Below are 12,038 nucleotides of genomic sequence, written 5' to 3' on the forward strand. Positions count from 1 at the left end.
ATATGAAAGCTTTCTACGAATTTGATTTACCCTACAAAAAAAGCGCTGGATGCTTTTCATCCAAACGCTTCTAGTTTCATCAATCATTATGCTTTTCGTGCTAGCTCTCTTTCTCTCAGCTCTACACGACGAATTTTCGCTGACGGTGTTTTTGGCAGTTCATCAATGAATTCGATTTCTCTTGGGTATTTGTAAGGTGCTGTTGTATTTTTCACATGTGTTTGCAGCTCTTTGATGAGCTCATCACTTTGTGCAGATGCATCACGCAGGACGACATATGCCTTCACAATGGATCCTCTGATTTCATCTGGACTAGCCACAACCGCACATTCTTTGACTGCTGGGTGTTTGATCAGTGCATCTTCTACTTCAAACGGCCCAATGGTATAGCCTGAGCTGACGATGATATCATCTCTGCGGCTTTCAAACCAGAAGTACCCATCTTCATCTTTTTTCGCACGGTCACCGGTAATAAAGTAATTTCCGCGGCGCTGCGCTTTTGTACGCTCTTCATCTTTGTAGTATTCCTTAAATAGCGCCGGCGTTTCGAGATGGACCGCAATGTCACCAACTTCTCCAGGAGCGCATACGCTACCGTCCTCATCAATGATCTCGACTTCGTTGCCAGGTGTTGGTTTTCCCATACTGCCTGGCTTGATGTCCATTCCTTTTAGCACCCCTACGAGCAGTGTGCTTTCTGTTTGGCCATAGCCATCTCGTACTTCTATATCGAAATGGTTTTTGAATGTATCAATGACTTCACGGTTCAGCGGCTCTCCCGCAGAAACGGCACTATGAAGCTTTGGCAGCTCGTACTGACTCAAGTCATCTACTTTCGCCATAAAACGATATTCTGTTGGCGTACAGCATAGGACATTGATTTCATTTTTTTGAAGCAGCTCTAAGTACGTATTTGGATTGAATTTCCCTCCGTATACAAAGCCTTCTGCTCCACTTCCTAACACTGATAAGAGCGGGCTCCACACCCATTTTTGCCAGCCTGGTCCTGCTGTCGCCCATACTTTATCTCCCTCATTAATAGAGAGCCATGCTTTGGCAGCTGTGCGTAAATGTGCATACGCCCAGCCGTGTGTATGAACAACCCCTTTTGGATGACCTGTCGTACCAGATGTATAGGATAAGAACGCCATGTCTATACGTGTTGTTGGAGCCATTTGCAGCTCACTTGATTGTTGATCCTTTTGCGCTAGAATATTTGTCCAGCCATGACCGTTTTCACCGATTGAGAATGTTTTAAAATCGTTTGGCTGATTGGTTCCGTCGAACGATTGAATGAATGAAGAGTAAACAATCGCTCCCTTTGCTTCTGCATGTTCAATTCGGTAATCTAAATCCTTCGCACGAAGCATTTCTGAACAAGGAATGACGACCATTCCTGTTTTCAAGATTGCTAAATAAATGCTGTATGCCTCTAGCATGCGCGGCACCATCACAATGATTTTATCGCCTTTTTTAAAGCCTGCATTTAATAATACATGACCAATTTTATTTGCTTCTTCCACTAAAGCTGCATACGTCACATGCGCTTCGTGGCCATTTCCATCCTGCCAGTGCAGGGCCATTTTCTCCTTGTCATGACTGAACGCTTCAATCTCACTGACTAAGTTATATTGTTCTGGTGCAATTAAGTCTTCTCTTTTCATGGTACAGCTCCTTTTAGCCTCTTTCTATGAAACGAAACATGTTTCAATTTACCTATTCTAACACTCATAACTGAAAAATGCTTGAATTAGGACCTACTCCTAGTATTATGCCATAATTTTTTCATTTCGTCTTCTTTTTTAAAAATATTCTAACAATTTATATGTACAAAAAAAAAGAGCGGGAATGATCCCGCTCATAAGCCATAGCTTTTCAATTGTGTGTCTTAGAAAGATCCGCCACCCATATGTTGTTGAGCGTAAGATACAAGACGCTTAGTGATTTCTCCACCAACTGATCCGTTAGCGCGAGCTGTTGTTTCTGGTCCAAGGTTTACACCAAATTCTGAAGCGATTTCATACTTCATTTGGTCGATCGCTTGTGCAGCGCCTGGAACGACTAATTGATTAGAACTGCTTTGTCTGTTTTGTTGAGCCATGTGTTCTCACCTCCTTGTGAATATAGATTGTGTAGAAACACATGACTTCATGCGATTGATTTTATGGTAATTATTATGAAATTTTTGTTTTAGAATAAATCAGCGAATTCGTCTGCCGCTTTCTTTTCATTTGTGACAATGATGGTTTCGATTTGCTCAACTGCCTCGTCAAGCATTGGCTCGAAATCAGCAAAGCTTTCGTAGCGTTCTACTTTTTCAAGCTTTGGTTTTGTTTTAGGCGACGGCGGCGTAAAGATTGTACAGCAATCCTCAAAAGGCTGAATGCTTGTATCATATGTGCCAATTCGTCTCGCTTCATCAATAATGTCATTTTTATCAACAGCAATCAGTGGGCGAATGATTGGCGTATTTGTGACATGATTAATGGCATACATGCTTTCAAGTGTCTGGCTTGCGACTTGGCCAAGGCTTTCACCGGTTATAATCGCAAGTGCATCACGCTTCGCTCTTATTTTATCTGCTATTTTCAGCATCATTCTTCTCGTTGATGTCATTGTATAGTTTTCAGGTACTTGTTTGTGAATCAACTCTTGGATTTTGGTGAAAGGAACAATGTGAAGCTTCACTTCGCCTCCATATGCCGCTAAACATTCTGCAAGATCAATAACCTTTTGCTTGGCACGTTCACTTGTATACGGGGGACTAAAGAAATGAACGGCTTCAATTTGAATCCCGCGTTTCATAGCCTGATAGCCGGCAACTGGGCTGTCAAAGCCGCCTGAAAGCATAAGCATCGCTCTTCCGCTTGAACCGACTGGCAAGCCGCCTGCACCCTTTACATCTTTAAATGTAATGTACGTCGCATGTTCTCTGATTTCAATTCGCAAATGAACATCTGGCTGTTTCACATTAACCGTTAAGCTTTCTGTATTCTTAAGAACATGTCCGCCAATTTCGCGGTTCATCTCATTTGAATCAAGCTCAAATTGTTTGTATGAGCGCTTCGTTGAGACTTTAAATGTATTCCCATTTTCGTACACTTCCTGCACTGCCGTTAGCGCCGCTTCTTTGATTGCGTCCAGATTCGTCTCACATTTTACCGCCAGACTAAAGCTCTGAATCCCAAATACACTTTTGAGGTGTTCTGAAATCGGTTCAGGGTCTTCTCCGTTCAGCATGATGGTGATGCGGTCTCTGTCAGATGCGTACTTTAATGCTTCAAAATCTTTCAATACGAACCGAATATGCTGTCTCAGTTTTTCAATAAATTTCTTTCTATTTTTCCCTTTTGTTGAGATCTCACCAAAACGGACTAAAATGTGATCATATTTCATGCTGTTATCTCATTCCTTTTAGTTTTTTTACACTTTGTGCGATAGATGTGATGATACGCTGCGTAAGCTCTGGTCCTTGTCCATACGTCAAACTGATTCTCATACTGCTTTTGGCCACTTCTTCTGCTTTCCCCATAGCTAGCAGCACACGGCTTGGCTCTTTTTTCTTGGCTGAACAGGCAGATGTTGTGGATACGTAAATGCCTTCTTTTTCCAGCATATGGAGCAGGACTTCGATTTGAATACCTGGCACTGAAAAATTCACAATGTGCGGCGCACTTTGCGTCAGCGGTGTGTTGATGACAACACCTTCTATTTCTCTAAGCTGCTTTTGCAGCTGAATTTTCAGCGCCAGCATCTCATCATGATGCTTTTCAACATGTTCAAATGATTGTTTCATGGCTTTTGCTAAGCTGACAGCTCCAGCAGGGTTTTCAGTACCTGAACGGAGACCAAATTCCTGCTCTCCTCCTGTGATGAAAGGGGCAAGCACTGTACCTTTCTTTAAAAAGAGTGCCCCTGTCCCTTTCAAGCCATGAATCTTGTGACCTGACATCGTCAAAAGATCAACATCCACCTGTTTATTGAGGGCTACCTTGCCGATCCCCTGCACCCCGTCGACATGAAAGAGTGCGTCTTTTGCATGCTCACGAATCATACCAGATGCTGCTTCTATCGGCTGAATGGCACCTGTTTCATTGTTCACATGCATCATACTGACAAGCACTGTATCAGGGCGAAGCACTTCTTTTAAATGAGTTAAATCTACATGGCCATGCTCATTTACTTGAATATAGGAGATGTCAAAGCCAAATAAAGCTTTCAGCTGTTCAAACGATTCGATGACAGAGGGATGCTCAATTGTTGTTGTCACAATGTGTTTGCCTCGGTTCATCTTGGCGAGAGCAGCCCCTTTAATGGCGATATTATTCGCTTCTGTTGCGCCAGAAGTAAAAATAATCTCATATTGTTTAAAGCATGTATAGTGAAGCATTTGTTTTCGCGTTTCACTTAGCAGCCTGCTTGCATCAATCCCAAGCTGATGAAGCGAAGACGGATTGCCAAAGAAACGCTCACTTACTTGCTGATATACTTGTAAAACCTCAGGGTACGGTTTTGTCGTTGCACTATTATCAAGATAAATCATACCTGGACTCCTTACAAAAAACTTTAAAAATAAATGCATTTATATGTTACCATATTGATGTCAGACAGAGAATTTTCTGAAAATGGCAGTTGACATCTTTTCTTTTTCACTATATCATCCATAGTGCAAATGTCACATAACGATCTAAATTGTCAGAATATTTAAATTCGGCACAATACACTGATTAAGGAGGGACTATTTTGAAAAATAGTTTAAGTATAAAAGAGACATTAGCCATTGGTTTAATGCTTTTTGCATTATTCTTTGGCGCAGGAAATATGATTTTTCCGCCTGTCCTTGGACAATATGCGGGTGAGAATGTTTGGCTGGCAATCGGTGGATTTTTACTAACAGGGGTCGGTCTCCCGCTTCTAGGAGTCATCGCCGTAGCCTTTACAGGTACAGGCGCAAAAGGGCTTGCAGATAAAGCGCATCCCAAATTTGGCACGATTTTCACCGTCATCTTGTATTTATCCATCGGACCATTTTTCGCCATCCCGCGAACAGGTACGGTTTCTTATGAGATTGGGTTAGCTCCATTTCTGTCAGGTGCACAATCCTCTTCCTGGGTACCGCTATTTTTATTTACAATTGTATTTTTCACCATTACGTATCTGCTCGCTTTAAACCCTTCAAAGCTGGTTGATCGAGTTGGTAAAGTGTTAACACCTATTTTATTAACGGTTATTGCCATTATTGTATTTAAAGCAATTGCTACACCGATGGGCATCATCGGCACGCCTGATGCAACATATGAAGCAAACCCGCTCTTCACTGGATTTTTAGAAGGCTACAAAACAATGGATGCACTCGCTTCTATCGTATTTGGAATTGTTGTTGTGACAGCTGTTAAAGAAAGAGGCATCACAGAGCGTAAATCTCTTGCTGCTGCATGTATAAAAGCTGGTCTTGTTGCGGCAGCTGGACTAGCATTGGTGTATGTCTCACTAGCTTATGTTGGAGCATCAAGTCCAGATGCAACCGGAATGGTTGGAGCAAATGAAGGTGGCAAACTGCTTTCACTATCTGCTAACTTTTTATTCGGTTCTGCTGGTAAGATTGTACTTGGCGCAGCGATTTTATTCGCTTGTCTAACAACAAGTGTTGGTCTTGTGTCATCTTGTGGTGAATATTTTTCAAAGCTCTTCCCAAAACTTTCTTATCGTACAGTCGTTCTTATTGTTTCTTTATTTAGTACATTGGTTGCAAACCTTGGACTGGCACAAATTATTTCTCTATCCGTCCCGGTACTTGTGACGATTTATCCACTAGCAATTGTGATTATTTTATTGTCGTTCCTTGATCGCTGGATTAACGGTAGACGAATGGTTTATATCGTATCCCTGATCTTCACTGGATTCTTTGCCATTATTGACGGTTTATTGGCTGCCAAAATTAATCTCGGTGGTTTACCTGACATCTTGGGCTCATTCATCCCCTTTTACAATCTAGGCATTGGCTGGGTCGTACCAGCCATCATCGGCGCATGTGTTGGTGTGCTCATTTCCATATTTACCAGTCCACCTAAACAGCTTGCTTCATAAACTGCCTAAACATCCCCTTCAAAGATGAAGGGGATGTTTTTTGGTTGTCCTTCATATACTAAAATAGAAAAATTCATGACTTTTGTACGAAAACACATGTTGACATCAGACGTACATCCTTTATAATTAGTGATTGTTAATGATGAACGGTTACTTAGCAACTAATTAACAGAATATTTCAACATAATATTGGAGGCTTTATATTCAATGAAGGCAACTTTGTCGACGAAAGATACGGTTATTATAGGATTTATGCTATTTGCTCTATTCTTCGGCGCCGGTAATATGATTTATCCACCTGAGCTTGGGCAATATGCTGGGCAAAATGTGTGGAAAGCAATGGGCGGATTTTTATTAACAGGTGTCGGTTTACCCCTTCTCGGGATTATTGCGATCGCTTTAACAGGTCGAGATGCGAAAGGACTAGCTGATAAAGCTCACCCAGCTTTTGGAACAGCGTTTACGGTCATTTTATATTTATCCATTGGGCCGCTTTTCGCTATTCCTCGTACAGGAACAGTCTCATATGAGATTGGTGCATTACCCTTTTTAGCAGGCGTACCAGCTTGGCTGTCACTTCTATTATTCACACTTGTCTTTTTTGGTATTACGTATTACCTTGCTCTAAATCCAACGAAGATTGTGGATCGTGTAGGGAAAGTGTTAACACCGATTAAATTTACGATTATCTTTATTATTATTGTCAAAGCGATTTTGACGCCGATGGGCGTCATTGGTACGCCTGATGTATCCTATAGCAACGGATCGTTCTTTAAAGGATTTCTAGAGGGCTATAAAACAATGGACGCTCTTGCTTCTATTGTGTTTGGGGTTGTTGTCATCAACGCCATTAAAGGACGCGGGGTGACAAGTAAAAAGGCACTGGCTTCTGCTTGTATCAAAGCTGGTTTGATTGCAGCGTGCGGATTAACTTTTGTTTATCTATCGCTTGCTTATTTAGGCGCTTCAAGTACACACGCAATTGGTTTTGTTGGAGATGGCAGTAAAATCTTGGCTCAGTCTTCTCAATTCCTTTTCGGCAGTCTAGGAAATATTGTATTAGGCGCTGCGATTACAGTGGCGTGTTTAACAACAAGTATTGGTCTTGTCACATCCTGCGGGGAGTATTTCTCAAATTTATTACCTAAACTTTCTTATAAAACAGTTGTGACACTCGTGACATTATTCAGTTTTATTATTTCAAATTTTGGACTTGCTCATATTATCGCTTTCTCTGTACCAGTTTTAACTGCGATTTACCCGCTAGCGATTGTCATCATTGTTTTGTCGCTTGCAGATAAATGGCTTGCTTATAGAAGACCTGTTTATGTCCTCACTTTGATTTTAACTGGCTGCGTCAGTTTGTTTGACGGTTTAGTAGCGGCGAAACTCCCGATTGGTCCAGTGAAGGATATCTTTCACACAATTTTACCTTTATATGACCTTGGCATTGGCTGGGTTATGCCTGCTATACTCGGAGTCGTGATTGGATTTGTTATCTCTCTTTTCACTTCTTCTGCTTCAGAAGAACGTCAGAAACAAGTATCATAGTATGAAAAAAGCTGAAGTCCTGTGAATGGACTTCAGCTTAGATTGTTGACAAAGGGCTAAAATGAACTTTATTTTAGCCCTTTGTCTTCTTTTCAGCGTGATAGAAAACCTTTGCAGTCTAGGAAGGACGAGTACCGGAGCGGAGCGAATTTGACATTCGTGAGCACCGGCACGCAGGACTGACAAAGAATGCGAGGGTTTGTCTACACGCTGAGCTGAAGTCCTGTGAATGGACTTCAGCTTTTTTTATTATTGGTGCTGATATTCTTTTTCTTGCTGCGCTAAAAGCTTCTGCACGGCTCCAGGTGATGCTTTTTCAACAGCCGATGCTGCCACATCAAATGAACCGTTATAATCGTAGGCATAAAATCTTCGTTCTGCCTCTTTTAATTGTTCTGATAAGATATGATTTTGGCTTCTGAAACGATTGCCATATTGAATGATTCGTTCAATTTGGTCCACTTTACTGAGCATCTCTTGTGTCTCATGAGCGACACTACTGACTGTTTCAGAGGCTTCTTTTAATTGTTGATTCACTGCCGGCATGTTTAGAGGCAGATTCTCCAGCTGCTCGTGAACTTGCTGAATCATCTCCTGCGCTTTTTCAGCACGGTCTTTGATGTCAGCAGGTACGCCTGGAATGTTGCTTTTATGCAGCTGGCGCACTGTATCTGTCAGCATTGTTTTGAGTTCAGCCAGTGTTTCTCTCGCTTGTAATTCTTCTTTTCTTAATGATTGAAGATGATCCTTAAACGTTTCATGCAGCGCTTTTGCATCCTCGATAAAGGTCTCCAGCTGATTGATTTCATCCATTAATAATGAATACGCCACATGATCACGATCAAGCTTCTCGCGTATTTGCTTCATGAGCTTTTCGATTTCTTCTAAGCGTTTTTCGAATGCTTTCTGTTGATCAAGCTCTCCTGCTGTCAGCTTGTAGCTTTCTTTCACAAGGGCCGTTTCTTCCTTTGTTTGCGTGTGATCCTGTTCGAGCTTTTCAAATGCTCCCGTGAGCTCAGGCATCTTGCTTTTGATTTCCTGACCTGCTTCTACTTCTGCTTCCAGCTGATCATACAGCGTCTGAATTGCGTCATCGATCATTTGCAGGATGCTTGATGCCTCATCTAAGTTGAGTTCATCAATGAGCAGCTTTTCCGCACGAGTCAGCTGTTTATTTAAGTTCTCCAGCTCTTTTGTCATCTGGATGTGCTCTAGCTTGTAGCCTTTGTCTGTCATTTCTTTATAACCGTCTTTCAGCTTAGTCAGCTGACCTGGTACGGTTTGTTTGCAGTCCGCAATAAGCTTGGGTACATCATTGATATACAATTGAAGCTGATCGAGTCTGCGGTCTTGCTCAAGCAAAATTTTTCTTGCTTTCATGTAGTTTCCGTTTTCTGTCTCTTCTTCATACTGCTTGATCCCTTCCCAGGCCTCATCTAAGTCCTGCTCCATTTTGTCATAAAGGGTGCCGTATAAATGGCTGTACGCAAGCAGATTTTTTCGCACCGTTTGGTATTGCTCTTTGACCTTTTCAATGTCTTTGCGGTTTTGCTCCTCGCTTGTGACAAGGTCTGCAATCTCTTTTAAAATGTCTTCAATATTTGAATCAGCAGCACTTAACAAGTCCTCAATATGCGCAAGAACTTGCTTGGCTTTGGAGAATCGATATTTATCAGAATACTCTTCTGCATCATATAATAGCTCCTCTACCTTTGGAAGATGGGCTGTGACGATATCGTCCCACTCTGCACGCCATCTTTCAAAAAATTGCTCTGTTTCTCCTGTCATTTTTAAATGTTTGATTTTTGAAATTTCTTCTACAATTGATCTGTTTAAAATTTCAATTTTCCATGCTTCCAATCGGTCAATCTCTTTATATATATTTTTTCGCAAAAAATAACCGACTGAAAACAAAGCAAGCAAAATGACAATTAAACCGATGATTAACTCCATAATGAGCCCCCTTGTTGTGATCTAAGTGATGTCAGGGTAAATGTGTCCCGAGTAGACCTGAGAACCCTTTCGTGTCCGCTTTGCATTTGTTTTTTATAGCAGGATTGTATATTTTCCAATACCATCCATTCACGGTTTTATGTATGTTTTTTCAAGAAAGTGTTTGAGCGCTTTCTACATTTGATCACACGTATCAATGTGACCTGCTTTTATGTATGCGGAAGCTGTCGTTTTCATTGTTATTATGATACCATGTAACCAGCATTTTTGGTCATGATTTTTCATTATTTTCGCTGATAAACATCACGTTTTTCAAAATATCGACAAGAGGTGACGACATGCTGAAACAAGATGCACATTTACATACACCGTTTTGCCCGCACGGCTCGCTTGATCCTTTTCATTCTTATATTGAAAAAGCCATCAAAAAGGGATTTGATTCCATCACCTTTACCGAGCATGCCCCGCTGCCTCCTTCGTTTCGAGATCCAACGCCTGAGCAGGATAGTGCCATGAAGCTCCAAGACCTTGAAGCGTATTTGACGAAGCTGGATCAGCTGAAACAAGAGTACAAAGGACAATTAATAGTAAAAACTGGGCTTGAGGTTGACTATATCAAAGAGTATGAAGAGGAAACAAGTGCCTTTTTAGACTGCTACGGCCCAGAACTAGATGACGGCATTTTATCTGTTCACTTTCTTCCTGCTGGCGATGAGTATATTTGTCTTGATTATGATGAACACGCCTTCCAGCAGCTGATGAACATCTATGGCAGCATCGAACAGGTCTATCGCAGCTACTACGACCAAGTCTATTCTTCTATTCTATCATTTTTAGGCGACTATAAGCCAAAGAGAATCGGTCATATCACCCTTGTCCAGAAATTCAAACAGCTTTTCCCATATGAGATGTCGCCTGAACTCTGTCAAAAGGTCACCCTTTGTCTTGAAGAAACGGCAAAAAAAGGCATGTCCTTAGATTTTAATACATCGGGTCTTCGTAAAACATATGCCAGAAGTATCTATTTAGATCAATGGATGATTGATCTTGCAAAACAGAAAAAAATTCCGCTCATATTCGGGTCTGATGCCCATCAAGCGGAAGATCTCGGGTATGCTTATGATCAATTTGAAGACATTATGAGTTTCAGATGAGGATCTAATGTCGGCTCTTTTGGTTCTAGTAAATGATGAAGCGAGCGGCTCAGTTCCTTAAAGTACATCTGATAGAAGTACGGCTCACTTGGATTCAAATAAAGCACCTCTGTTAAATATTGCGGCTGCAAATATGGCATCATCAGAAGTGATTTCAGCTGAATCATAAAGGATGAGAGTGAGAGCTGCTCACAAATGACATGGGTGCTTTTTCCTTTTTCAATGATGAGCTGAAACAAATATTTTTCCTTTGTTAAATATGTTGACATGATTTCTCTGATGAGCGTCGAATCAATCGTCACCTCTCGATAAACGAAACGGGTTAATTGACGGTGCTTGTGCTGATAAGATAAAATATCAAAAACCACATGAAGTAAACACTCTTTTGCGTGACGGGTTTCCATGTGATGGATGTGCGATTCAATCATATGAATGTAGCCTTCATAAAAGTCGGATACGAGCTGCTCTAGCAGCCCTCCTTTTCCTTGAAAGTAATAAGATATGTGGGCAACGTTGACGTTTGCTTCCTTCGCAATCTCACGGACAGAGGTTCCAGAAAATCCTTTTTGGTTAAAAAGTCTGATGGCAGCTTCAATAATACGGTCTTTTGTTTGCACGGTTGTTGATGTTTTCATCCGCTCACCCCTCTTCATGTGTACATACTTCAAGATGAAGGCGGAAGTTCCTTTTACAATTGCTCGACAAATCCCACATGCGAGACGCAAGTTATGTATTTTTGAGATAGAAAGTAGGAGATTTTCATGTTTCATGTCGAAAAACAGTCTGGCGACTCATCGAAAGACTATCAATTGCTTGTCAAACAAGTAGAAGCCATTACAGATGGTGAACCTGATCTTATTGCCAATCTGGCGAATGCTGCGGCGTTGTTGTATCACTCACTCCCTGAAGTGAACTGGGCAGGGTTTTATTTGGCAAAAGACGGCGAGCTTGTGCTTGGGCCGTTTAACGGACTGCCTGCATGCGTACGCATCCCTTCTGGAAAAGGCGTTTGCGGCACAGCATTTGCAACAGGTGACGTGCAGCGTATCGCTGATGTGCATGCATTCCCTGGACATATTGCATGTGATGCAGCATCGCAATCTGAGATTGTCATCCCGCTCAAAGTGAATGGGCAAATCATTGGGGTTCTCGATATCGACAGCCCAGTGAAAGACCGCTTCAGTAAAGTAGATGAGACGTACTTAGTTCAATTTACAGAGGTTCTCCAACAGGCGTTATCCGTCTCTACGGATGCGTAATCATGCAGGAAAAGCAGGCAGATTGTCTGCTTTT

At 41.6% G+C, this 12,038-nt stretch carries 10 protein-coding genes; 4 read left to right on the forward strand and 6 right to left on the reverse strand.

Annotated features, from left to right (window positions below):
- Positions 1 to 86: 86 nt before the first annotated feature.
- From mbcS to NPA43_RS13065, 4 genes are all read right to left on the reverse strand, one after another.
- A complete protein-coding gene (mbcS, locus tag NPA43_RS13050; protein ID WP_256498908.1) occupies positions 87 to 1,664 on the reverse strand; it encodes an acyl-CoA synthetase MbcS in 1,578 nt (525 codons plus the stop codon).
- 224 nt (positions 1,665 to 1,888) lie between these two features.
- Entirely contained in the window at positions 1,889 to 2,101 is a 213-nt protein-coding gene (locus NPA43_RS13055) for an alpha/beta-type small acid-soluble spore protein (RefSeq protein ID WP_003216385.1), read from the reverse strand.
- Between the two features lie 89 nt (positions 2,102 to 2,190).
- Positions 2,191 to 3,396, reverse strand: coding sequence for a tRNA uracil 4-sulfurtransferase ThiI (gene thiI / locus NPA43_RS13060; RefSeq protein WP_099726860.1), 1,206 nt, complete (start codon positions 3,394 to 3,396; stop codon positions 2,191 to 2,193).
- A gap of 4 nt (positions 3,397 to 3,400) precedes the next feature.
- On the reverse strand, positions 3,401 to 4,543 hold the full coding sequence (locus tag NPA43_RS13065; protein WP_256498909.1) for a cysteine desulfurase family protein: 1,143 nt from the start codon (positions 4,541 to 4,543) through the stop codon (positions 3,401 to 3,403).
- Positions 4,544 to 4,743: 200 nt separating this feature from the next.
- Here NPA43_RS13065 and brnQ (NPA43_RS13070) point away from each other — a divergent pair, with 200 nt between their 5' ends.
- Both brnQ (NPA43_RS13070) and brnQ (NPA43_RS13075) read left to right on the forward strand, forming a co-directional pair.
- Positions 4,744 to 6,087 carry a branched-chain amino acid transport system II carrier protein gene (gene brnQ / locus NPA43_RS13070; protein ID WP_256498910.1) on the forward strand — a complete coding sequence of 448 codons (1,344 nt, stop codon included), beginning with the start codon at positions 4,744 to 4,746 and terminating at the stop codon, positions 6,085 to 6,087.
- A 207-nt stretch (positions 6,088 to 6,294) separates the two neighbouring features.
- The gene (gene brnQ / locus NPA43_RS13075; protein WP_099726857.1) at positions 6,295 to 7,638 is read left to right on the forward strand and encodes a branched-chain amino acid transport system II carrier protein; all 1,344 of its coding nucleotides are present in this window, start codon (positions 6,295 to 6,297) and stop codon (positions 7,636 to 7,638) included.
- A 249-nt stretch (positions 7,639 to 7,887) separates the two neighbouring features.
- Here brnQ (NPA43_RS13075) and ezrA read toward each other — a convergent pair whose 3' ends face one another.
- On the reverse strand, positions 7,888 to 9,591 hold the full coding sequence (ezrA, locus tag NPA43_RS13080; RefSeq protein WP_230031051.1) for a septation ring formation regulator EzrA: 1,704 nt from the start codon (positions 9,589 to 9,591) through the stop codon (positions 7,888 to 7,890).
- A 338-nt stretch (positions 9,592 to 9,929) separates the two neighbouring features.
- Here ezrA and hisJ point away from each other — a divergent pair, with 338 nt between their 5' ends.
- Positions 9,930 to 10,745 carry a histidinol-phosphatase HisJ gene (gene hisJ / locus NPA43_RS13085; protein ID WP_230031052.1) on the forward strand — a complete coding sequence of 272 codons (816 nt, stop codon included), beginning with the start codon at positions 9,930 to 9,932 and terminating at the stop codon, positions 10,743 to 10,745.
- Here the strand turns inward: hisJ and refZ are convergent.
- A complete protein-coding gene (gene refZ, locus NPA43_RS13090) occupies positions 10,715 to 11,380 on the reverse strand; it encodes a forespore capture DNA-binding protein RefZ (RefSeq protein WP_230031053.1) in 666 nt (221 codons plus the stop codon). The two genes, hisJ and refZ, sit on opposite strands and share 31 nt — an antisense overlap.
- A 126-nt stretch (positions 11,381 to 11,506) precedes the next feature.
- Here refZ and NPA43_RS13095 point away from each other — a divergent pair, with 126 nt between their 5' ends.
- Positions 11,507 to 12,004 (forward strand): GAF domain-containing protein, encoded by a 498-nt coding sequence (locus NPA43_RS13095; RefSeq protein WP_256498912.1) that lies wholly within the window; start codon positions 11,507 to 11,509, stop codon positions 12,002 to 12,004.
- The last annotated feature ends 34 nt before the right edge of the window (positions 12,005 to 12,038 follow it).

The sequence above is a fragment of the Bacillus pumilus genome (assembly GCF_024498355.1).
Classification (GTDB): domain Bacteria; phylum Bacillota; class Bacilli; order Bacillales; family Bacillaceae; genus Bacillus; species Bacillus pumilus_P.

What these genes read in the sequence shown, in the direction of transcription:
- mbcS (WP_256498908.1), bottom strand. Translation starts at nt 1,664, where the DNA reads ATGAAAAGAGAAGACTTAATTGCACCAGAACAATATAACTTAGTCAGT.
- NPA43_RS13055 (WP_003216385.1), bottom strand. Translation starts at nt 2,101, where the DNA reads ATGGCTCAACAAAACAGACAAAGCAGTTCTAATCAATTAGTCGTTCCA.
- thiI (WP_099726860.1), bottom strand. Translation starts at nt 3,396, where the DNA reads ATGAAATATGATCACATTTTAGTCCGTTTTGGTGAGATCTCAACAAAA.
- NPA43_RS13065 (WP_256498909.1), bottom strand. Translation starts at nt 4,543, where the DNA reads ATGATTTATCTTGATAATAGTGCAACGACAAAACCGTACCCTGAGGTT.
- brnQ (WP_099726857.1), top strand. Translation starts at nt 6,295, where the DNA reads ATGAAGGCAACTTTGTCGACGAAAGATACGGTTATTATAGGATTTATG.
- ezrA (WP_230031051.1), bottom strand. Translation starts at nt 9,591, where the DNA reads ATGGAGTTAATCATCGGTTTAATTGTCATTTTGCTTGCTTTGTTTTCA.
- hisJ (WP_230031052.1), top strand. Translation starts at nt 9,930, where the DNA reads ATGCTGAAACAAGATGCACATTTACATACACCGTTTTGCCCGCACGGC.
- refZ (WP_230031053.1), bottom strand. Translation starts at nt 11,380, where the DNA reads ATGAAAACATCAACAACCGTGCAAACAAAAGACCGTATTATTGAAGCT.
- NPA43_RS13095 (WP_256498912.1), top strand. Translation starts at nt 11,507, where the DNA reads ATGTTTCATGTCGAAAAACAGTCTGGCGACTCATCGAAAGACTATCAA.